The organism is Marinobacter sp. ES-1, from assembly GCF_000475255.1.
Taxonomy (GTDB): Bacteria; Pseudomonadota; Gammaproteobacteria; order Pseudomonadales; family Oleiphilaceae; genus Marinobacter; species Marinobacter vinifirmus.
On record NZ_AXBV01000090.1, the window covers coordinates 1 to 22,360 of the forward strand.

Genomic DNA, 22,360 nt, shown 5'->3' on the forward strand with positions numbered 1-22,360 from the left:
GGTTGGGTGTTGTCGCAGGTGTGGGTCGGTGTTCCGAAAACCGCTCCTTGCGGCACATCCATGTGGCGCTTCTGCTCCGCCATCCATGGCTCCGCAAATTTTCGAAACGCCGTCCCCCAACCAAGCCACATTATTCCGGGAACGCTTTCAATAACTACTCTGCAGCAGCTTGGGCTTCAAAGCTCTGTGCGGGGTAACGTTGCACCATCAGCAGGTAGCCGAGTAAGCCGAGGGCGGCGAAGCCGGCGATGAGTGTGGCCATGACCAAGGGCGTGCCGTCGTGCAGTACGCCTACCATGGCACCGGCTCCGGCGGCGCTGGTCATCTGGGTGAAGCCGAGCAGGGCCGAGGCGGAGCCGGCCATTGTAGGGTGGTTAGCCAGGGCGCCGGCCATGGTTTGAGGCAGCACCATGCCGGTTCCGGCCATGAACACGGCCTGGGGCAGGATGACGGCCCATGGACTGTATACCTGCTGGTAAGCCAGCAGGGCCATGGTGGCTCCGGAGCCGACGGTGATGATCAGGCCGTAGAGCAGGATCTGGTCCGGCTGGAAACGGCTGGCCAGGCGGATGGAGGCCATGTTGCCAAGCAGGTAGCCACCGGCAGTGATGGCGGTGTACAGGCCGAAGTGTTCCGGTGCTACGCCGAGTACGTCGATCAGCACGAAGGCGGAGCCGGACAGGAAGGCGAACAGGCCGCCGTATATAGCAGCGCTGGTTAGGGTATAGCCGATAAAGGTCATGTCGGTGCCGATGCGGCGGTAGTTACGCAGCAGGCTGCACAGGCGGAACGGTTGGCGGTGTTCGGGGCGCAGGGGTTCCGGGATGCCAAAGGCAATGACGGCAACCATAACCAGGGCGTAGGCGGCCATGACGATGAAGATCCAGTGCCAGTCCATAAAGGCAACGATAAAGCCCCCGAGCGTCGGCGCGATGGCCGGCGCCAGGGCCATCATGCCGGCGAGCAGGGCGAGGATTTTTGTGGCGTCTCTGGGAGTGTAAACGTCCCGCACGATGGCGCGTGCCAGTACCGGGCCGGCGGAGCCGCCGAGGGCTTGGAGGAAACGGAACAGTTGCAGGGTTTCGATGTTGCTGGCCAGGGCGCAGCCGATACTGGCGAGGGCGAACAGCAGCATGCCGCCGATCATCACAGGCTTGCGGCCAAAGCGGTCGGCCAGTGGACCGCAGACGAGCTGGGCGAGGGCAAAGCCAATCAGGTAAATGCTCAGGGTAAGCTGGACCTGATCGGTGCCGGCGCTGAAATCGGCTCCGATCTGGGGCAGTGCCGGCAGATACATATCAATCGCCATGGGCGCGAGAGCCACGGCAGCCGCCAGCAGAATGGTTGTCCAGATACTTGTTAGTGCGAGCACATTTATTCCTGATTTCGGTGGAGTGTCAGGTTGGGGGACGGCTTTCCAAAACACGCTGTGAATACATCCCTGTACGCTCTGCTCCGCCATCCCTGGCTACGCAAGGTTTTGGAAAGCCGTCCCCCAACCTGACAAGCGACATGTGAAGCGGAAGTCTAGGGCGATCAGTCGGGAAAAATAATGGCCTGAGCTTTCATGCAATATATGAATGAAATCGATTAATTAAGCGTGCAAGCCATTCATGGTGGCGGCCACCGAATTCACCTGGTTACGAACCCAGCGGTGAGCGGGGTCGGTCTGGTGGCGGCGGTGCCAGAGCATGAGCAGGGTAAACGGGTTGTACTGGAACGGCAGCGGCACGTACTCGAAGTCCCGCATCAGGCCGTTGCTCATGCGTTCGGGGGCGGAGGCCAGGAGGGTGGTGCCTTTGAGGAACGCCGGTAGCCCGGAGAAGTTGGACACCGTCACCGCGCTGTGCCGGTTCATGCCGCGGGCTTCCATGGTGCTGTCGAGCCCTGGCTTTTCGCCGGTGGCGAACAGCACGGTGATGTGGTCCGCGGCCATGTACTCCTTCAGATCCGCCGGCGCTTGTCGTTCGTTCTGGTCGTAAAACACCACCATCCGGTCCGCCATCAGCCCGCGCTGCATGATGTCTGTGGCCTCCGGCGCGAACGGACTGATTACCAGGTCGCAGGCGTCCTTGCGCAGCAGATCGGCATTGGGAATGCCGGAGGGAATCACCTGCAAATGAATCCCCGGCGCCTGCTCCCGCAGAATCCCGGCCAACCCCGGCAGCAACAAATCCCGCTGATAGTCGTTGGCGGCAACGGTAAACGTAAACTCCGCCGTCGCCGGATCAAACGGCGGCCCGGAAGGCAGCGTGCGCACATCGTCCAGCAACTGCCGGATATGAGGCCCGGTGCGCAAGGCATAGTCCGTAGGCACAATCCCCCGCCCGGACTTCACAAACAGCGGATCCCCGAACGCCTGCCGAAGCCGGTCCAGGGTATGACTCACCGCCGACTGACTGACCCCAAGCCGAACCGCCGCCCGGGAAACACTCCCCTCGTCCAGCACAGCCAGAAAGGTCACCAGAGACCGCAAGTCTAGGTTCAATATATCAATGGATTTCATGGATGGAAGTGTAGGGCAGGAAAGCCCCCAAGTCATCGTTGCAAGACCAGAACCATAGGTAGTAAGAAGAGCAGGAAGGCTCTAAAGATGTCAGCGGAGGCAGGTAGCAGGGGGGAGACTTTCCAAAAATGTGCGGAGCCATGGATGGCGGAGCAGAAGCGCCACAAGGATGTGCCGCAAGGAGCGGTTTTTGGAAGGCCTACCCCCTGCTACCTGCCGGCCATCACCAAAAGCCAAAAGCCTCAGTCAGACCGAACAGCAAGCCACTCCGCAAGCTCCAACCACGAAGCCCGCGGCGCCTTGCTCCCAGCCAGGATCCCCATATGCCCACCCGGTGCCACCCGGAACGTCTTGTCCGCAGAGCTGACATGGTCCATCACCCGCTTTGCCGCCCCCGGCGTCGCCAACGTATCCTCCTGGCCGGCAATCGCCAGTAAGTTGGCATTCACATTCTCCAGCCGCGCAAAATCCTCACCAATCTGAATTTGCCCCTTCGCCAGCTGGTTATCAATCCACACCCGCACCACCGTGTCCTGAATCACCCCGCCCGGGTAGGCCACCATCCGGTCCAGGAAAGCCGACGTCGTGGCATGGTTAGTCACAAACTCCCGGTCACCCAGGCGCACCAGCAGCTCCCAGTAACCCATCACACTGCCTACCGGATTGGTCAGCTTGAAGCCGATGGTATTGGCCCAGCCAGGGGTGTAGAACCAGTGGGGTTTCAGGTCATGCAGCTTGAAACCGGTACGCTTGCGCACCACCTCCGCCACATCGGCAATGCGCTGGTACATCCAGCCAATGGCGCCCGAAGCATGGCTGTCGATGGGCAGGCCCAGCACGATGGCGTTGCGGATATGTTGGTCTTTGCTTAAAGCGGAATAGAACAGGGTAAACATGCCGCCCATGCTCCAGCCATGCAGCGACAACTCCTGCTCGCCACTGTGCTCGCGCACCCGGTTCAGGTAGGCCGGCAGCAACTCCGCCACATAGGTGTGCATGTTGTAGTGGGTGTGCTCCCGTTTCGGGATGCCCCAGTCAATCAGGTACACCTCGAAGCCCTTGGCCCGCAGGAACCGCACCAGGCTGCGCTGGGGGAACAAATCGTAGATCAGCATGTTCACCGCCAGGGGCGGGATGATCACAATCGGGGTGCGGTGGGTTTTCCGTTCTACCGGAATCACCATGCCGTCCAGCTCGATGAAGTCCTCCTGCAGCGGCGGGTAATAACGCAGGCTCACCAGGCCGTCGCTGTGCAGGGTTTTGAACGGGGTTTGCCCGGCCTGTACCAGGCTGGCGGCGCGGAATACCCGGTCAAAGGCATTGCCGGCGTAGAGTGCACCCTGCCGGGTGAGACCGGAGGCGGTATTGCGGACCGTTTTCAGAACACTGGGCATGGGCCTTCCATCATCGACTGCTGTTCAGGGAATGGGGTAAGGATAGGGCGGCAGTGGTGCCGGCACCATGGCAAATCCGTCACAGATGACCGGCACAATGGTCACTTCGGGCCACTGCCCAAGTGCCCCGGCGATTGCTATGATGCAGGCCTTCGGAACCAATAACCTATAACAGGATTACCATGCTGAGCTTTCTGCCTGCGCCCCTGATCGGCATTCTCAATTCCATACTGCTGGGCATCAACACCCTGTTCTGGTGCCTGCTGCTGTACATTCCCGCCATCCTGAAGCTGATCGTGCCCCACAAGGGCTTCCGGGTGCTGTGCACCAAGGCCATTATCTGGGTGTCGGAATCCTGGGTGGCCTGCAATACCGGCTGGATGAAACTGACCCAGGGTACCCGCTGGCAGGTGACCGGGGCGGAAAACCTCAAGCGTGAAAGCTGGTATCTGGTGCTGAGCAATCATCAGAGCTGGGTGGATATCCTGGCCATGCAGCGGGTATTCAACCGCAAGGCGCCGTTTTTGAAGTTCTTTCTCAAACAGCAGCTGATCTGGGTGCCGGTGATCGGCTTGGCCTGGTGGGGCCTGGACTTCCCGTTCATGAAGCGCTACAGCCGGGAGTACCTGATCAAGCATCCGGAAAAGCGCGGTGACGACCTGATTGCTACCCGCAAGGCCTGCGAGAAGTTCCGTTATACCCCGGTCAGCGTGATGAACTTTGTTGAAGGCACGCGCTTTACTCAGGCCAAGCACGATAAACAGAAATCACCCTACCAGCACCTGCTGGTGCCGAAGGCCGGCGGAGCGGCGTTTGTGCTGGATGCCATGGGCGATTCCATCGACACGCTGGTGGATGTCACCATCGCCTATCCGGCCGGAGCGCCCACCTTCTGGGACTTCCTGTGTGGCCGGGTGCCGGAGATCCAGCTGGATATCAGTACCCGGAGCATTCCCGAGCACCTGAAAGGGCGGGACTATTCCAGCGATGCCGAGCATCGCCGGAATATGAAAGACTGGCTGGGCGAACTCTGGCGCGCCAAGGATGAGCGCCTGTCCAGAATGCTGGAGAAGTAAGTACGAGGGCGGCGTCAGCCGCCCTCTTTGTCTGTACCGGTGGGGATTTCTTCTGCGTTCAGCAGCTTGAAGTTGATCTGCCGGCGCTCGTCGTCCACCCCGGTAAAGCTCACGGTTACCCGCTGTTCCAGCTGGAAGATACGGCCGTTCTTGTTGTGCACCAGGCGCAGGGTGACCGGGTCAAAGCTGAACTTGCCGTCCAGGTCCTTGCAGCTGACAAACCCTTCCAGGCCGTTGCAATCCAGCCGCACAAAGAAACCGGAGGGCATGGTGCGGCTGATGGTGCCCTCCATAGGGTCTTCTGGCAGGGTCTTGGCGTAGTCGGCCTTCAGCCAGGTTTCCAGGGTATTGGCGGCCTGGCGGGCCCGGAACTGGGTGCTCTGCAGGGCTTCCAGCTGCTGGCTGTTCAGGGCCTTGATGGGGCAATCCCAGAGCGCGGCCTTGATCAACCGGTGTACATAGAAATCCGAGAACTTGCGCAGCGGTGAGGTAAAGGTGGTGTAGGCGGCCAGCCCCATACCCTGGTGGGGCGCGGCTTCAAAACCCAGCTCCGCCCGGGCCAGCTGGCGGGACAGAATGGATTTAACCGGTACTTCCGCTTCCAGTTGCTCGGTGTGTTTCATCAGGGCCTTGAAGCCCTCGGCGGTGCTGGCATCGTGCTCAGCCAGGTGCGGCGCGTAGCCTTCCAGCAGCTTGCGGATGTTGTCGGCCCGATCGTCCCGCAGGCCCGGGTGCTGGATAAACAGCCCTTGCCCCTGCTGGTTCAGGAAGTCAGCGGCGCAGCGGTTGGCCGCCACCATGCACTCTTCCACCAGCCGGTGTGCTTCGTTCTGGACCGCAGGCTCGATCAGCCGGATGCGCTTGTTCTCGTCCAGCCGCAGGCGGAATTCCGGCCGGTCGTTGCTCAGCAGTGCGTGTTCGGCGCGCCATTTACGCAGGGCGGTGGCGGCCTGGTGCAGCTGGTCCAGGCTGTTGGCCACGGCGTCTGGCAGAGCCTTGATATCGTCGTCTTCCCGGCCTTCAATCAGGTGCGAGACAAGCTCGTAGCTGAGCTTACCCTTGGAGCAGATCGTGGCCTGGTGAAAGCTGTAGTCACCCAGGCTGCCATCGTTGTTCACCTGCAGGTCGCACACCAGCGCCAGCCGGGGTACATCCGGCATCAGTGAGCACAGGCGGGTGCTGATGGTGTCTGGCAGCATGGGCAGCGGCTCGCCCGGGAAGTAGATTGCCGTGGCCCGGTTGAAGGCTTCTTCCTCGGCCGGGCTGCCCGGTTCAATCATCGCCGTCGGGTCGGCAATGGCAATGGACAGAGTCCAGCCGGTGGCGTTGGGTGTGGCCATCAGGGCATCGTCCATGTCCTGGGTGCCCGGGCTGTCGATGGTGACATAGGGCTGTGCGGTGCGGTCTTCGCGGCCATCGGTATGGGCGGAAACAGACTCTTCGCCCAGGGCATCGGCCTGCTTCTGCACTTCGTCCGGCCAGGCGTCGGCCAGGTCGAAGTTGGCCAGGGTGAAGGCCCGTTCGATGCCCGGCTCACCGGCTTTGCCGATAACCCGAAGTACCTTGGCCTGGCCCTTGCCGTCCTTGAACGGGTGGCGATGAACCTGGCAGTAGATGAAGTCGTCCGGCTGGGCGTTCATGCGCTCTTTCGGCGGAATGAAGATCCAGCGGTTGATGCCCGGGGTTTCCGGCGCCACAAAGTGGCCCTTGCCCTTGATCAGGTAACGGCCCACGAAGGTGGTCAGGTGCGATTCCAGAAGCTCGTCCACCACGCCCTGGGTTTTGCCCTTTTCCACTTCCTGTTCGGTAACGTTTACCCGGTCGCCGGGCAGCACCTTCTGCATTTCCTCGGGCGGCAGGAACACGTCCCGCCCTTCGTCCAGGGCCACAAAGCCGAAGCGCCCGTTGGTGGGCTTGACGGTACCCGGGAAGACCACCTTGTTCTGCTTGATATCGGTTTTCAGCTGGCGCAACTGATTGAGAGCGTCGGCATTGAGCATGGAGAAATAACCTGGCTAAAAATGTGTGATGCAGCGGAGTATAACGGTTCTGCCAGAGGGAGTCAGATCTGTCAGGCCGGATGAAAGGCTTCGCCCGTCGGCGAGAGGATGCAGACCCGGTTCCGGCCTTTTTTCTTGGCTTCGTACAGGGCCCGGTCGGCAGTGCGCAGCAGGGTATCGAAATCTTCACCAGGCTGGCAGTAATAGCCGCCCACGCTGATGGTAACCGGTGTTCCGCTACGCTTGCTTTCCCGCTCGACACCGGCGCGAATACGGCAGGCAATCTGCTCCAGTGTGGTGGCATCGCACGGTGACAACAGTACCACGAACTCGTCACCGCCCCAGCGCCCGGGGTGGTCATAAGGCCGAACAGCTGCTTTCAGCCAGAGTGCAACCCGACACAGGATCTGGTCACCGGCCTGGTGGCCCTGGCTGTCGTTGATGGCCTTGAAGTGATCAATGTCCAGCCATAGCAAGCCGAAGCCTTTTTGCTCCCTCTCAGCGCGTTGAATCTCCTCATTCATGGCTTCGTCGAGCCCCCGGCGGTTTTTCAGGCCGGTCAGGGCATCAACCCGGGCCAGGCGCTGCAGTTCCTCGGTGCGTTGCGCCACCTTCTGCTCAAGATCGCGGGTGGTATCCCGCAGGGAATGGGACATCTTCTCGAAATGGTCTACCAGGCGGCCAATCTCGTTGTCTGGCTTGGGCAGGTAGGGCAGGTCAAAGCGGCCGTCCCCTAACCGGTGCACGGCTTCCTCAAGGCTGACCACCGGCCGCAGGATACGGGACTGGATGATCAGGTGGAACAGCACCAGTGTCACCAGAAGGCTGACCAGGAACACCGATATCAGCGGCCAGAGATAGCTTCGGGGAATCAGCGCATCCAGGTCGAGCAGGGTAATCTCGAACCAGCCGATGGCGGGCAAAAAGGCTACGCCGGCGAGGTGTTTGCGACCGTCCACCGTAACGAATCCGCTTTCTACCGCGCCGTATTCGCCATTGCGCTGTTTTAGAAGCTGCAGCATGCCGAGAATTTGCTGTTTGTCCTGGGGGTCTTCGAACAGCAGGTCTACGGTGTTCTTCTGGCCTTCCGGTTTGATGATGGTGGCAAAGTCGATGTAGTTGCGATCCCGGTAGAGCTGGATGGCACCGTTGTAGTCCACGAACAGGGTGGTGATGCCTTCCTGGCCGATATTGACTATGTCTTGCAGAAAGTCGTCCAGGTTCAGGCCGGTGCCGACCATGCCGACGATGTTGTTGTCTTCGTCACGCATGAGTGCATCGATCCAGAGCTTGGTAACGCCCAGCTCGGTGTCGGGATTGACGTTCAGGTGAAAATCCCGGCCTTCCTCGATCAGCTGGAAAAACCAGGTGTCGTCGGGCTTGTCCGGATTCAGGGTATAACGATACTGGTTGCCGGCGTAGTCGTTGTCAGCGTTGTTGTAGTAGTAATGGCCGTTACCACGCAGCGCCACAAAGTAGCTGTTATCGCGGAAGTTGCTGCGGAAGCTCTCCATCTGACGGATGGCCTGGGCTTTCAGTTTCGGGTCTTCCGGTGACCGGGCCCACTGAATCAGGGCCGAGGAACTGGCCATCTGCCGGGCCAGCCCGATTTCCCGTTCCAGGGACTGCAGCAGCCGGGCGCTGTCGTAGCGCACCTGGATCTCGGCCACCTGCTGGCCCCAGCGCTCAATAATGTCTTCCGATAACGCCCGGTAGGCCAGCCAGGAAGCGGTACCTGCCGCGACGATTAACAGCGCAGCCAGCCCGAGAATGCGGGTTTTGAGGCTCAAATGTTTCCTTGCCAGTATTGTTCTGAATCCATGTTCCATCATAGAACAGTGCGGGGCTGTCGTGTAGAAAAAATAGGCAGATTTCGGGCGCAGGTGTGCAACCTGCGCCCGACACAGCCCCGAAGGGCGAACCATCAGTTGTGTTGATTAAAGATCCGGGTCTGGCCCTGTTCATTGAACAGAATCACCTTGTAGTGATCTTTCCGGTCGCCCATTTCCATACCCGGAGAGCCTGCCGGCATGCCGGGCACGCTCAGGCCGGTAGCTTTGGGTGCCTCGGCAAGCAGGCGCTTGATATCGTCTGCCGGTACATGGCCTTCAATCACATAGCCGTCCACAAAGGCGGTGTGGCAACTGCCCAGGCCCGGAATCAGCCCGGCTTCGGCCTTGATCTTGCCCATGTCGTTACTGTTGGTGGCGGTTACCTCGAAGCCGTTCTCTTCCAGATGGTCGATCCAGTCGCCGCAGCAGCCACAGGTGGGCGATTTGTATACATGGATGCTCTGGGCGGCACCGCCAGCCAGGGCGGTTGTGGAAAAACCCATTGCAGCAATCAGGCCAAGGGCCAGGGTGTGTTTTTTCATGGCGGTTACCTCAGTGTTGGTGTTCTTAGTTATTGCCAGATTTTCTGCCAGAGCCGGGCAGCCAGAACCACCAGACAATGGCGGCCATCAGGGCGACTCCTGTGGCATTGACCAGAAACGCTGCCATCAGTTCTGCTCCCTTTTTTCAGACGAGTGTGCCGGTTTGTGGCTGGTCTTGAACAACCGCAGCCGGTTGGCGTTGGTCACCACGGTGACCGACGACAGTGACATGGCGGCGCCGGCCAGGATCGGACTCATCAGGATGCCCCAGACAGGGTAGAGCAGGCCCGCAGCCACCGGAATACCCAAGGAGTTATAGATGAAGGCGCCGAACAGGTTCTGGTGAATGTTCTTCACCGTCGCCCGGGAGATCTCGATAGCGTCCGGTACCCCGTGCAGGGAGCCGCGCATCAGGGTGATCGATGCGCTTTCAATGGCTACATCGGTACCGGTGCCGATGGCAAAGCCGACATCGGCCGCCGCCAGTGCCGGGGCATCGTTGATGCCATCGCCGACCATGGCCACGGTGTAGCCTTTGCCTCGCATTTCGCTCACTACCTCGGCCTTGTCCTCGGGCAGCACCTCGGCCCGGTAGTCATCGATGCCGGCCTTGGCGGCAATGGCCTTGGCGGTGGCGTCGACATCACCGGTCACCATCATCACCTTGATACCGGCGTCGTGCAGTCGCCGGATAGCGGCTTCGGAATCCGGTTTGATAGCATCGGCCACGCCGATGACCCCCAACACTTGCTGGCCCACTGCCAGGAACAGCGGCGTGCCGGCTTCCTGGGTAATGGTTTGGGCGGCGTCTTCCAGAGCGTCCACAGCCAGCCCTTCGGCTTCCAGCCAGCGCCGGTTACCCAGGCGCACTGTTTCGCCGTTAAATTCACCTTGAACACCTTTACCGTTCAACGCTTCAAAGCCGGTGACGGCTTCCACGGAGACCTCATCTTCTTTGGCACGCGCCAGAATCGCCTCCGCTAAAGGGTGCTCGGAATGCTGCTCCAGTCCGGCGGCCAGCGCCAGCAACCGGTTTTCATCGCCATCAACCGCATGCACCCGGGTCACCGCCGGATGGCCTTCGGTGATGGTGCCGGTCTTGTCCAGAATCACCAGGTCAATCTTGCCGGCGGTCTGCAGGGCATCGCCCTGGCGAATCAGCGCGCCGTATTCCGCGGCCTTGCCGACCCCCACCATCACCGACATGGGCGTGGCCAGGCCTAACGCACAGGGGCAGGCGATGATCAGCACCGTGGTGGCAGCCACCATCATATGCACCACCGCCGGCTCCGGCCCGACGTTGTACCATACCAGCGCCGATACCACGGCAATCAGCATCACCGAAGGCACAAACACGGAAGAAATCCTGTCCGCCAGCCGGCCAATGGCAGGCTTCGAGCCCTGGGCCTTCTTCACCAGCTTGATGATCTGCGCCAGCGCGGTCTCGCTGCCTACCCGGGTGGCTTCATAGATAATGGAGCCGTGGGTGTTCAGGGTACCGGCGGAGACCTCATCGCCTTCGCCCTTGCTCACCGGCATGGGCTCACCGGTCAGCATGCTTTCATCGATACGGGTGGAGCCCTCGGCAATCACCCCGTCTACCGGTAGCTTCTCGCCCGGACGCACCCGGATGTGATCGCCTTTCTGCACGTCTTCCACCGGAATGTCCTGCTCCTGGCCATCGCGGATCACCCGGGCCGTCTTTGCCCGCAAATCCAGCAGCCGGCGCACCGCCTCCGAGGTCTTGCCCTTGGCCCGCAGCTCCAGCGCCTGGCCCAGGTTGATCAGGCCGATAATCATCGCCGAGGCCTCAAAATACACATGCCGCGCCATCTCCGGCAGCGCCTCCGGCACACTGGCCACCACCATCGAATACAGCCAGGCGGTACCGGTACCCAGGGCAATCAGCGTGTCCATATTGGCGTTATGGTGTTTGAACGCCTTCCAGGCCCCGGTATAGAAATGCCCGCCAGTGGCAACCATCACCCCCAGGGTGAGAATACCCAGATTGATCCAGGTAAGCTGATTGGCCTCGGTCACCATCATCGACCCGAAGCCCATGCCCCAGATCATCAGCCCAAGGCCCAGCCCCAGACTGATGGCCATCTTCACCAGCAGCACCTTGTACTGCTTCTTGTCCTCTTCCTGCTTGCGATCGTCTGCCGCATCCGGGTCCTCAATCACCCGGGCGCCATAGCCGGCACTCTCCACAGCATTAACCAGCGCCTGCGAATCCGCATCTCCGTTGGCGGTGGCGGTATTGTCCGCCAGGTTCATATGGGCATGGGTTACCCCGGGCACCGACATCAGGGCTTTCTCGATAGAATTCACACAAGACGCACAGGTCGCCCCGGTCACCGCCAACACCACCGCATCGCCATCGGCGCCGGCGTCCGCATCGGTCGCCGCCACCGCTGCTGGCTGATCCGGCTTGTGGGTTTCTTCCTGCGCCTTGCTGCTACAGCAGGACGTGGCTTTCTTCGACGCACAACAGCTGCCGGACTCCGCCTCCGGCTCAGGCAATGGCTCTGCCGGATACCCGGTCTCCGTCACAATCCGCGCCGCCTCGGCCACATCCACATCCTCAGGCAGGGCCACCGTCTGCGCCTCGAGATTCACCTCAACCAACTCGGTACTACCGGCCAGCGGCTCCAGGGCATTACGAATCTTCTTCGCACACCCCTGACAAGACGCCCCGGAAATCGACAGAGCGGTTCTAAGAACCGGTGCTTCACTCATCACTCACTACTCCCACAGCAAGACCCGGCAGAAGGATCATCCCAATGCTCGATCAACCGACAAATCGTATGCCCGTCCGGCGTCCCATCCGGCATCTCCTGCCATGCCGAAAGTGCTGACACCATCCGCTTGCGCAACAACTGCAACTCCGCAATCTCCCGCTCAACCTCCGCCAGCCGCTGCGTAAACACATCCCGCACCATGGGGCAGGGTGAATGATGGTCATCCGCCTGCTCCAGAATCTGCCGGATCTCCGGCAACGAAAAACCCAGCTGCCGCGCCTTCCGGGCAAACCGCAACCGCCGCAGATCCTCGGCATCATAAAGCTGGTAGTTGTTATCCGGATTCCGCACCGGGCGCAGCAGACCTTCCCGGGTATAGAACCGGACGGTATCCGGGTTAACCCCGGCGGCGGTGGCGATTTCTTTGACTTTCATAAGCAACGTCCAGCGTTCAGGAAGCAGGGTGTTGAATCCACGAATCAAGTCAGCGGAGTGCTGGTGCGGGGGTAGCCCTTCCGAAAATGTTCGTAGCCATGGATGGCGGAGACAAGCGTACATGGATGTACTGGCAGCGGTTTTCGGAAGGGCTACCCCCGTGCCAGCACGGCAAACTCGCTAGGTTGAAGGATAGACTAAAACCTGTGACCAACTCACAGGTCAAAGGTTTCAGAAAAGGAAATCAGGAAGAGGAGTTCTTAGAGCGAAGAAACACACCACAAGACTTGCACTGATCCGGCGCCATCAGCTTCGCCTGCCAGCCGATCTTCTCGCCACAGGCCGGACACCGAAGCCGAAGTTGAAGCACAACAATCGGCGCCACCAGCAACGCCAGCAACACCCCCAGAGAACCCCAGTCATCGCCGGAAGAAATCCCCAGCTGACTGCTGAACACCAGCACCACAATCAACACCACAAACGCGAAGACAAAATAATTACGATTCCACTGCTCCCAGCGGCGAAGCTTCGCATCCTGCTCCGGAGTCAGATACCTGGCAGACATAACAACCACCCGAAAAGAATTTACCGGAAGTTTGCAGCCAGCGGCAGGCAATTACAATCGGGAAATGGCCGGCTCACGGGCGAATGGTGCTTCCACCATGATGGAACTCTCCAGCTCCTCCGGCGGCACCGGATGATTGATCAGGAAACCCTGGGCCAAGTTGCAGTGGTGCCGGCGCAGGAAATTCAGCTGGTCCCGGGTCTCCACACCCTCGGCCACCACCCGGATGCCCAGGTTGTGGGCCAGGTTGATCACCGCCCGGGTAATCACCGCATCATCGTGGCGGCTGGTCACCTCGGTGATAAACGACCGGTCAATCTTCAGCATATCCACCGGGAAATCCCGCAGGTAGCCCAGCGACGAATAGCCCACCCCGAAATCATCAATGGCCAGGTGCACACCCAGCTCGTGCAACTGGCGCAGCTGATTGAGGTTGTGCTCGATATTCTGGATGAAAATCTCCTCGGTCAGCTCTACCTCCAGCATGGCCGGATCCACCTGCTCGGCCAGCAGTGTGTCCCGGATATGGGCCACCAGGGACTCATCGTCCAGCTCCCGGCCGGACAGGTTGACGGCAATCCGGAGGTTCTCGCAGGGAGTGCCTTTCCAGCGCGCCAGCTGGCGGCAGGCGGCCAGTACCACCCAGCGGCCGATCTCGGTAATACGGCCGCTTTCCTCCGCCAGGGGAATGAACTCACAGGGTGCCAGCAAGCCCCGGCGCGGGTGCTGCCAGCGAATCAGCGCCTCGACGCTGGTCACCTCGTTGGTGTCCAGGTCGAGCTGGGGCTGGTAGTACAGAACGAATTCGTCATTGGCCAGGGCCTGGCTCAGATCCTTGTCCAGTTCCAGCCGCATCACCTCCCGGTCCTGCATGCCTTCCATATAGAACTGATAGGTGTTGCGGCCCTGCTCCTTGGCCCGGTAAAGGGCAATGTCGGCGTTGCGCAGCAGGGTGTCGGCATCCAGGCCGCTCTGGGGATACAAGGCCACGCCCATGGTGGCGGTAATGCTGTGGCGCTCGCCCTGAACCTCGAACGGCTCCTGGAAGCACTGGCTGATTTGCCCCAGCAGATGAATGACATCATCGATATCGTCGACCTGTTGCTGGCACACCATAAACTCGTCACCGCCGGAATAGGCCACCAGTACCAGCTCGTCGCTGAGGCGGTTCAGCCGTTCCGACACGCTAATCAGCAGTTCGTCGCCAAACTGGTGGCCGAGGGTATCGTTGAGCATCTGGAAGCGGTCAAGGTCGAGCAGGATCAGCGCTGCCTGGCGCATCTGCCGGTCGGCAATGCCGAGGGTATGGGCCAGGTCTTCCATAAAGAAGCGGCGGTTGGCCAGGCCGGTGAGGGTGTCGGTGGATTCCAGCCGTTCCAGGTCTTTCTGCACGGCTTTGCGCTGGTCGATCTCCCGCTCCAGCTCTTTACGGGTTTTCAGCAGGGCCTGGTTGCGCCGGAGGATGGCCTGGACCAGCACCGTGGTCAGGCTGGTGAGCAGCCCGAGCAGGAACAGACTGCCGAAGATAATCCGGACGTGACGGCTGTCTTCCTCGATCAGCCCGCTGCGCAGCCAGAAGCCGACGGCCAGGAATACCATCAGAATTAGCACAGGGAACGCCGGGCTCATCAGAGCACGCACGATCGGTTTCAAGGCTGTGTCATTGCCCGGCATACTTCTCAACCACATGGCTCGGCCAATCTTATGATTATTATGGGACCACGGATCACCCCCCGAAGGGGGTGCGGATACAATCGCTGCAGGCTAGGTTATGACAGGCTGGGCAAACGGGTAACAGTTGTTCGCCCAAACTGTGACAGGCCTCTTGATTCGAGCGGGAATCAGCGGCCGGATGCGGGTGTGGCAATGCCCAGTTTCGGAATTTCCTGCTTCGGGCAGCGGTCCATGACCACTTTAAGCCCTGCGGCTTCCGCCCGGGCAGCACCGTCTTTGTTGATCACGCCAATCTGCAGCCAGAGCACCGGGATTTTCTGTTCGATGGCCTGGTCGATCACCGCATCGGTGCGCTCCGGAGCCAGGAACAGGTCTGCCATGTCGACTGGCTCGGGCAAGGAGGCCAGGTCGGCATACACGGTCTCGCCGAGAATTTCCTGGCCGGCCAGTCTCGGGTTTACCGGAATCACCCGGTAACCGTGGCCTTGCAGGTTTTCCATCACCTCATGGGAGGGGCGGTTGGTTTTCTCGCTGGCGCCCACCAGGGCAATGGTGCGGACGGTCTCGAGAATTTCGCGAATCTGTTCAGGGCTGTTACGGGACATTCAGAGTTCCTTGTGGGTTTCACGACGGGCTTCAAGGCAAACAGAAACCGACTCCGCATAGCGTAGCGCATGGGGCTTGTCGATCTCGACACTGGCCCAGTTTACCGCCTTGTGTTCCATCACAATAGCCAACACTTCGTGGGTCAGCCGCTCCAGCAGGGCAAACCGGTTGCCATCCACGTGGCCGATGATCTGCTTGGTGATGGTGCGGTAATTGAGTGCGGCGGAGATCTCGTTCTGTTCGATGGCCTCGGAGGCATCGTAGGTCAGGCAAACGTTGATCACCACATCCTGCTGGTTGTTGATCTCTTCATCCTTGATGCCGATGTAGGCGCGCAGCAGCAGGTTTTTGATGCGGACACGGGCCAGGTGGTCGCCGGTTACGTTTGCCATGGGTTCTCCTGTCGTACGTGCTGTCAGTGGTTACTGCTGATCAGGTTCAGAAACTCGGTACGGGTTGCCTGGGATTTGCGGAACTGCCCCAGCATCATTGAGGTCTTCATACGGGAGTTCTGCTTCTCGACACCGCGCATCATCATGCACATGTGCTGGGCTTCGATCACCACCGCCACGCCCTTGGCGCCGGTGACGCTTTCCACGGCTTCGGCAATCTGGCGGGTCAGGTTTTCCTGGATCTGTAGCCGGCGGGCGTACATATCCACAATGCGGGCGAACTTGGACAGGCCCAGCACCTTGCCCTGGGGCAGGTAGGCGATGTGGCACTTGCCGATGAAGGGCAGCATGTGGTGCTCACACATGCTGTACAGCTCGATGTCCTGCACCACCACCATTTCGTCCATGGCAGATTCGAACACGGCGTTGTTCACCAGGTCCTGAAGGTCCTGCTGGTAGCCCCGGGTCAGGAACTGCATGGCCTTGGCGGCACGCATGGGGGTGTCTTTCAGTCCTTCGCGTTCGGGGTTCTCGCCCAGGCCGTCAAGGATGGAGTAATAATGACCGGCCAGGTCATCGAGGGGTAGAGTCATAATGGTTTCCGGTAGTCTGTGCCTAACAAGGGCCAAAGCTTAAGGGAATTCGGGTCGTATCTCCATGCTTTACGATACCCCGGCCGGAACAGACCAGTGCGCTGCCGGCCGGGCTATGGCCGTTGCTGGCGCTTTCATCTAAAGTGACAGGCTTGGAATGTGTCAGGGATCTGCCATGGAACAGCTTACGACCGGGGCTGGCGTTTCCGCCGCCGGTAAACAGGACATATCGACCCTGGATGGCTGGCAGCAGGCCGGCAAATGGTTCAGCTACGGCGGCCACGCTATATTCAGCCGCATGGCCGGCCAGGGCGAGCCGCTGGTGTTGCTGCACGGTTTTCCGACCGCCAGCTGGGACTGGAGCCGGGTGTGGCCGATGCTGGCCCGGCACTACAACCTGCTGACCGTGGATATGCTGGGTTTCGGGTTTTCCGACAAACCCCGCAACTACCGCTACAGCATTGAAGACCAGGCGGATCTGATTCAGGGCTGGGTGGAAGGCCTCGGCTTGCCCGGCATTCACCTGCTGGCCCACGATTACGGTTCCACCGTGGCCCAGGAACTGCTGGCCCGGGACCAGGAAGGCGGCCTTGGTTTTACCGTCGACAGCCTGTGCCTGTTGAATGGCGGCATCTTCCCGGAAGTACACAACCCCCTGTTAATCCAGCGCGTACTGGGCAGCCCTTTAGGCGGACTGATCAGCCGGGGCCTGACCCGCAGCATGTTCGAGCGCAACTTCTGCCGGCTGTTTGGCTCCCGCAACCCTCCGGGCCAGCAGGAAATGGACGAATTCTGGCACCTGCTGACCTACAACAACGGTCGCGGCATCCTGCATGAGCTGATTCACTTTATGGAGGAGCGGCGGTGCCACCGTAACCGCTGGGTGGGCGCACTGCAGAATGCCCGCCAGCCGATGCGGCTGATCTCGGGCACGGCGGATCCGGTGTCCGGTGCCGGTATGGTTAGGCGTTACCGGGAACTGATTACCGATGCAGATGTGGTCACCCTGAGAAATGTGGGCCATTACCCCCACTTCGAGCAGCCCTGGGATGTGTTTACGGCGTATCGGGCGTTCCGGAAGCAGCGGGCCCTGAGCTGACCGGTTGCAACGGTGCCGGTGACCGCTGCCATCGCTCCGGCGGCATCGGGGGCTGTCGGCTGGCTGGCGCCAGCACCACCTGGTTGCGGCCCCGGGCCTTGGCTTCATACAGCGCCTGGTCGGCGCGGTTGAGCCACACAGACCAGGTTTCACCCCGTTCGACTTCGGCAATGCTGGCGCTGGCGGTTACCCGGATGTCGTCCAGAAATGGCCGGGCGCTGATACTGGTCAGTAATTGCTGGGCCAGGGTATGGGCGTCTTTCTGTCGGGTTTCCGGCAGCACAACCATGAATTCTTCGCCGCCGATGCGGAACAGCTGGTCGTTCTGTCGCAACCGTTTGCGCACCCTGCCGGCCATTTCCTTCAGTACCCGGTCGCCGGCCAGGTGGCCCCACTGGTCGTTGATGTTCTTGAAATAGTCCAGGTCGATCAGCACCAGGCTGGACACCCGCTCATAGCGCTCCCGCATCTGGATCTGGCTGTTCAGCACATCGGCCAGTTGCGAGCGGTTCAGGCAGCCGGTCAGTGGATCGGTGGTGGCCAGCCGGGTCAGTTCCTGCTGCAGACGCCCCACCAGCCAGGCAAAGATCATGGCAAACAGGCAGCTGAGCCCGAGTGAAAAGGTAATGCGCCAGAAGTCCGCCTCGGGGAACTGCAGGAACGACACCACCGCCATAACTGCGACAAAAATGACGTTGCAGACGATAGCTTCCTTGAGGGGGAGCAGGAAGAACAGGGCGATAGCCGCCGGATAGGCCCAGTACAGGCCGGCGTGGCCGTTGATGGCCGTGGAGTAGGCGGCGCAGACGACAGCCAGCAGGGGGAACAGCCGGCCTTTCAGAAAGTAGGTGTTGCGAAACCGCAAAAACAGCAGAACCAGTGCGGCATTGGCGCAGAAGAAGACCAGCAGGGCAGACAGCAACAAATTGCCGTGCTGCCACTGCACCATCACCAGCGGGGCAACGGCAATAAAGGCCCAGAAATGCAGGTGGTACACCAGCTGCCGTCGAAAACCCAGTACCGCCAGGGTAGGGTTGGTGGTTGCCGTCCCCGGCGGGGCAGATTGATTCACCGCTTGCTCCTGCTGCAGTCCTGCTTCCTTGGAAGGTTTTCGATCGAGTCTAGCACGCAGATCCGGCGTGCCAAGGAAAAAGCCGGTTTTCTTGGCTGCTGCAGCCCGGGTTCGTTAAACTCCCCGCACTTCCAGAGGAACAACAGAATGACGGCAATACATATCAAACAGCCGGCGTTGACCATTCGCGTTGGACGGCGGGCACTGAACCGGTTGCAGCAAAAGCCGCTGGGGCCGGAAGACGTACACGTTATTCCCGGTGCTGCCGGTGGCCCGAAAGCCCTGGGCCTCAGCGGCCTGGATAAAGCCATCTTTGGCGACTGGCTGCCCCGTGTGGAACAGGAACGGGCGCTGATCGGCTCGTCGATCGGTAGCTGGCGCTTTGCGGCGGTGGCCTCCTCTGATGACCCCCGGGCCCAGCTGGCAAAGCTGGCGGAGCTTTACACCAGCCAGCGCTTTGCCAAGGGCGTCAGTGCGGCGGAAGTGACCCGCAAGAGCATCCTGTTCCTGGAGGAGTTGCTGGGTGGTCGTGAGGACTACCTGCTCAATCATCCCTGGTACCGCCTGAATGTGGTGGTGGTGCGCAGCCGGGGTTTTCTGGAGCACGACACCCGGGGCCGGCTAGGCCTGGGGCTGATGAGTGCCATCAGTGCCAATATGGTAAGCCGCCGGCACCTGGGCCGTTATATGGAACGGGGCATTCTGCACGATGGCCGGGTACGGGCACCGGTGTCTAAACTGGTGGATTTTCCCAGCCACGAAGTACCGCTGACCCGGGAAAACCTGCTGCCGGCGTTGCTGGCCTCCGCTTCCATTCCGCTGGTGATGTCCGGTGTCCGCAATATTCCGGGTGCGCCGGAGGGGGTGTATCGGGATGGCGGGCTGCTGGATTACCACCTGGACCTGCCCTACGAGCAGCCCGGGGTGATTCTCTACCCGCACTTTACCGACAAGGTGGTGCCTGGCTGGTTCGACAAGACCCTGCCCTGGCGCCGTGGTGACGCCACCCGGCTGCAGGATGTGCTGCTGGTGTCACCGTCCCGGGAGTATCTGGACAGCCTGCCGAACCGCAAACTGCCGGACCGCAAGGATTTCGAGAAATACCTGGGCGATGACGACGGTCGTGAACGGGACTGGCGCAAGGCCATCGCCGAGAGCGACCGGCTGGGTGACGAGTTCCTTGAACTGCTGGAAACCGGCCGCCTGATGGACCGGCTCCAGCCGCTTTGACCGGCGAGTGGCTCAGTGGCTGTTCTTGCGGGCCGCTCCGTAAACCAGCAGGAAGCTCAGGAAGGCGGTAACCACCACCGACGGGCCGGCGGGGGAGTCCAGGTACCAGGACATACTTAACCCGCCGGCAACCGCAATGAAGCCAAACACCACGGCCAGTACCATCATATGCTCGGGGTTTTTCGCCAGTCGCCGGGCGGTTGCCGCCGGGATCACCAGCAGGGCGGTAATCAGCAGCACACCGACTATCTTCATGGCGATCGCAATCACCAGCGAGAACATCAGCATCAGTGCCAGCCGCAGGCGCTCCACCGGAACACCTTCCACCCGCGCCAGTTCTTCGTGGATGGTACTCATCAGCAAACCGCGCCAGAGCACGGCCAGCAGGGTCAGCACCACCGCCGCGCCGCCGTAGATCCACAGCAGGTCCTGGCGGCTCATGGCCAGCAGGTCACCAAACAGCAGGCCGGTGAGGTCTACCCGTACTTCCGGCATAAAGCTGAGGGTAACCAGGCCGATGGCCAGGGCCGAGTGCGCCAGGATGCCCAGCAGGGTGTCGGTAGACAGGGCCCGGGTACGGGACAACAGCACCAGCGCCAGGGCGATCACTACGCAGGTGATGATCACTGCCAGGTTGAGCGGAACGCTGATCAGAAAGCTCAGGGCAATGCCCAGCAGGGCGGAGTGGGCCAGGGTGTCGCCAAAATAGGCCAGCCGGCGCCAGACCACAAAACAGCCCAGTGGCCCGGCCACCAGTGCCACCCCCAGTCCGCCGATCAGGGCTCGCCAGAAGAAATCGCCCAGCACCGCATCAATGATGCTCATGGTTACAGGCTCCCTGATGGCCGGTGCCGGCAACAACGTCGCCGTGCAGGTTATGTTGGTGGTTGTGGTGGTGGTGATACACCGCCAGCGATTCCGCCACCTGGTGGCCGAAGGTTTCGATAAAGGCCGGATCGTGGGAAATATCCGCCGGATAGCCGCTGCAGCAGACGTGCTGGTTCAGGCAGATCACCTTGTCGGTGGCAGCCATCACCAGGTGCAAATCGTGGGAGATCATGATGACGCCGCAGTGCAGTTCGTCCCGCAGCTCCCGGATCAGTTCGTACAGTGCGGCCTGGCCGTTGATGTCCACGCCCTGGGCGGGTTCGTCCAGCACCAGCAGGTCCGGTTTGCGCACCAGCGCGCGGGCCAGCAGTAAGCGCTGTTTTTCGCCGCCAGACAGGTGATGCACCGAGGCCTCCAGCAAATGGCTTACCCCGGTCCGGGCCAGCGCAGCCTCGCACTCTGCCAGCGGCTTGCCGCTGAGCAGCATGAAACGGCGCACGCTCAGGGGCAGGGTGGCTTCCAGGGTCAGGTGCTGGGGTACATAGCCAGTTACCAGCCCCGGGGCCCGTGATACCTTGCCGCTGGTGGCCCGCTGCAGGCCGAGTACGGTTTTGATCAGGGTGGTTTTGCCGGCTCCGTTGGGGCCGATGATGGTGATGATGTCGCCCCGGTGTACGGTCAGGCTGACGCGGTTGACCACCAGCCGGTCATCAAACTGAACGGTAACGCCCTCCAGGTTTGCCAGCGCCTCAGTCATGGACTTCTGCTCCCTGGCAACGGGGGCACAGGCCGGAAATTTCCAGGGTGATGTCGTCGGGCCGGAAACCTTCGGCCCGAGCTGCGGCTTCAATCGATTCGCTGACCGTCGGCGCATCCAGTTCCAGCACATTGCCGCACTGGCGGCAGATCAGGAAGGTGCCACGATGATGTTCGCCGGCATGGGGGCAGCCGATAAAGGCGTTCAGGGAGGCAATCCTGTGTACCAGTCCGTACTGCTGCAGGAAATCCAGGGCCCGGTACACGGTCGGTGGCGCGGCGTTGTGGCCCTCTTCGCCCAGCCGGGCTAGGATATCGTAGGCGCCCAGCGGTTTGTGGGACTGCCAGATCAGTTCCAGCACCCGCTCACGGATGGCCGTCAGGCGGGCATTCTGTTGCCGGCAAATGGTGCGGGCGTCGGCCAGGGCATGGCTGACGCAGGCATCATGGTTGTGGGGGCGGTAGGGGAGCGCGCGTTCGGGCATGGTCCGTGTCCTGCAAAGTTTGCAACATTATAACATTTGCAGGATCGGCTGCCATGGCCCGGGATGGAATCAGTTCCGGGCCTGCACCGCCAGGGATTCCAGGTATTCCAGGTTGGGAATCCAGGCCGCTTCGCCTTCTACGTCTACCAGCATCAGGTCGGCGGGGCCGGGCTCTCCGTCCAGCTTGCGCAGCTGGCTTTCATCCAGGCGGGCCTGGCTCGGAATGCCCTGGGTTACCAGGGCCATGAACGGCGCCTTGTTGTGGTCCGGGCCAATGGTATTGAGCACAATGATACGGCCCCGGTTATCGCCCGGAACCGTGAGCGATCCGCCATTGGCGGCATCGTAGGAGATGACCGGCAGGGTCAGTCCGCGCCAGTCCAGAAAACCCACCAGCCAGTCCGGGGTGTTGGCGCCGGCGTCTGTGCTGTTGAAATCCACTACCTCGGCGATGGACACGTTGGGCAGAAGCAGGTGCCGGTCACAGACAGGGATCATGACGCAGGGAAGCGTTTGGCTGTTTTCGTTCATTGT

The 22,360-nt window shown here is 61.1% G+C and carries 20 protein-coding genes and 1 pseudogene; 3 read left to right on the forward strand and 18 right to left on the reverse strand.

The window, feature by feature from the left end:
* Positions 1–154: 154 nt before the first annotated feature.
* The 3 genes from Q668_RS14430 to Q668_RS14440 form a co-directional block, all read right to left on the reverse strand.
* Positions 155–1,372 carry a multidrug effflux MFS transporter gene (locus Q668_RS14430; protein ID WP_022990336.1) on the reverse strand — a complete coding sequence of 406 codons (1,218 nt, stop codon included), beginning with the start codon at positions 1,370–1,372 and terminating at the stop codon, positions 155–157.
* A 222-nt stretch (positions 1,373–1,594) separates the two neighbouring features.
* Positions 1,595–2,506 carry a LysR family transcriptional regulator gene (locus Q668_RS14435; protein ID WP_022990337.1) on the reverse strand — a complete coding sequence of 304 codons (912 nt, stop codon included), beginning with the start codon at positions 2,504–2,506 and terminating at the stop codon, positions 1,595–1,597.
* Positions 2,507–2,748: 242 nt separating this feature from the next.
* Positions 2,749–3,900, reverse strand: coding sequence for an alpha/beta fold hydrolase (locus Q668_RS14440; RefSeq protein ID WP_022990338.1), 1,152 nt, complete (start codon positions 3,898–3,900; stop codon positions 2,749–2,751).
* A 182-nt stretch (positions 3,901–4,082) separates the two neighbouring features.
* Here Q668_RS14440 and Q668_RS14445 point away from each other — a divergent pair, with 182 nt between their 5' ends.
* Positions 4,083–4,976 (forward strand): acyltransferase, encoded by an 894-nt coding sequence (locus tag Q668_RS14445; RefSeq protein WP_022990339.1) that lies wholly within the window; start codon positions 4,083–4,085, stop codon positions 4,974–4,976.
* 14 nt (positions 4,977–4,990) lie between these two features.
* Here Q668_RS14445 and Q668_RS14450 read toward each other — a convergent pair whose 3' ends face one another.
* The 10 genes and pseudogenes from Q668_RS14450 to folE form a co-directional block, all read right to left on the reverse strand.
* On the reverse strand, positions 4,991–6,976 hold the full coding sequence (locus tag Q668_RS14450) for a ribonuclease R family protein (RefSeq protein ID WP_022990340.1): 1,986 nt from the start codon (positions 6,974–6,976) through the stop codon (positions 4,991–4,993).
* A gap of 71 nt (positions 6,977–7,047) precedes the next feature.
* Positions 7,048–8,766, reverse strand: a complete 1,719-nt coding sequence (locus tag Q668_RS14455; RefSeq protein WP_022990341.1) for a diguanylate cyclase domain-containing protein — start codon at positions 8,764–8,766, stop codon at positions 7,048–7,050.
* Positions 8,767–8,900: 134 nt separating this feature from the next.
* Positions 8,901–9,350: a DUF411 domain-containing protein gene (locus Q668_RS14460; RefSeq protein ID WP_036220175.1), complete on the reverse strand. Its 450-nt coding sequence runs from the start codon at positions 9,348–9,350 to the stop codon at positions 8,901–8,903.
* A 126-nt stretch (positions 9,351–9,476) separates the two neighbouring features.
* Complete coding sequence (locus Q668_RS14465) at positions 9,477–12,089, reverse strand: heavy metal translocating P-type ATPase (protein WP_036220171.1); 2,613 nt, start codon at positions 12,087–12,089, stop codon at positions 9,477–9,479.
* The gene (locus tag Q668_RS14470) at positions 12,089–12,526 is read right to left on the reverse strand and encodes a MerR family transcriptional regulator (protein WP_022990344.1); all 438 of its coding nucleotides are present in this window, start codon (positions 12,524–12,526) and stop codon (positions 12,089–12,091) included. Before Q668_RS14470 ends, Q668_RS14465 begins: the two co-directional genes overlap by 1 nt.
* Before the next feature lie 244 nt (positions 12,527–12,770).
* A complete protein-coding gene (locus Q668_RS14475) occupies positions 12,771–13,091 on the reverse strand; it encodes a hypothetical protein (protein WP_022990345.1) in 321 nt (106 codons plus the stop codon).
* 51 nt (positions 13,092–13,142) lie between these two features.
* Positions 13,143–14,609 (reverse strand): annotated as a pseudogene (locus Q668_RS14480) (putative bifunctional diguanylate cyclase/phosphodiesterase); the annotation flags it as partial.
* A gap of 323 nt (positions 14,610–14,932) precedes the next feature.
* Positions 14,933–15,370 (reverse strand): CoA-binding protein, encoded by a 438-nt coding sequence (locus tag Q668_RS14485; protein ID WP_022990347.1) that lies wholly within the window; start codon positions 15,368–15,370, stop codon positions 14,933–14,935.
* Complete coding sequence (folX, locus tag Q668_RS14490) at positions 15,371–15,763, reverse strand: dihydroneopterin triphosphate 2'-epimerase (protein WP_022990348.1); 393 nt, start codon at positions 15,761–15,763, stop codon at positions 15,371–15,373. It lies immediately after the preceding gene.
* A gap of 23 nt (positions 15,764–15,786) precedes the next feature.
* Entirely contained in the window at positions 15,787–16,356 is a 570-nt protein-coding gene (gene folE / locus Q668_RS14495; protein WP_022990349.1) for a GTP cyclohydrolase I FolE, read from the reverse strand.
* A 175-nt stretch (positions 16,357–16,531) separates the two neighbouring features.
* Here folE and Q668_RS14500 point away from each other — a divergent pair, with 175 nt between their 5' ends.
* Positions 16,532–17,455 (forward strand): alpha/beta fold hydrolase, encoded by a 924-nt coding sequence (locus tag Q668_RS14500; RefSeq protein ID WP_022990350.1) that lies wholly within the window; start codon positions 16,532–16,534, stop codon positions 17,453–17,455.
* On the opposite strand, the gene Q668_RS14505 is transcribed toward Q668_RS14500, so the two are convergent.
* The gene (locus Q668_RS14505) at positions 17,412–18,527 is read right to left on the reverse strand and encodes a GGDEF domain-containing protein (RefSeq protein WP_022990351.1); all 1,116 of its coding nucleotides are present in this window, start codon (positions 18,525–18,527) and stop codon (positions 17,412–17,414) included. The genes Q668_RS14500 and Q668_RS14505 overlap by 44 nt on opposite strands.
* 147 nt (positions 18,528–18,674) lie before the next feature.
* Between Q668_RS14505 and Q668_RS14510 the strand changes: the two genes are divergently transcribed.
* A complete protein-coding gene (locus Q668_RS14510) occupies positions 18,675–19,757 on the forward strand; it encodes a patatin-like phospholipase family protein (protein ID WP_022990352.1) in 1,083 nt (360 codons plus the stop codon).
* Positions 19,758–19,769: 12 nt separating this feature from the next.
* On the opposite strand, the gene Q668_RS14515 is transcribed toward Q668_RS14510, so the two are convergent.
* From Q668_RS14515 to Q668_RS14530, 4 genes are all read right to left on the reverse strand, one after another.
* Positions 19,770–20,561, reverse strand: coding sequence for an iron chelate uptake ABC transporter family permease subunit (locus Q668_RS14515; protein ID WP_413771527.1), 792 nt, complete (start codon positions 20,559–20,561; stop codon positions 19,770–19,772).
* A gap of 7 nt (positions 20,562–20,568) precedes the next feature.
* The gene (gene znuC, locus Q668_RS14520) at positions 20,569–21,342 is read right to left on the reverse strand and encodes a zinc ABC transporter ATP-binding protein ZnuC (protein ID WP_022990354.1); all 774 of its coding nucleotides are present in this window, start codon (positions 21,340–21,342) and stop codon (positions 20,569–20,571) included.
* Positions 21,335–21,826 carry a Fur family transcriptional regulator gene (locus tag Q668_RS14525; protein WP_022990355.1) on the reverse strand — a complete coding sequence of 164 codons (492 nt, stop codon included), beginning with the start codon at positions 21,824–21,826 and terminating at the stop codon, positions 21,335–21,337. The genes znuC and Q668_RS14525 overlap by 8 nt, the downstream gene beginning before the upstream one ends.
* Positions 21,827–21,895: 69 nt before the next feature.
* Entirely contained in the window at positions 21,896–22,357 is a 462-nt protein-coding gene (locus tag Q668_RS14530) for a chemotaxis protein CheW (protein ID WP_022990356.1), read from the reverse strand.
* Positions 22,358–22,360: the final 3 nt, after the last annotated feature.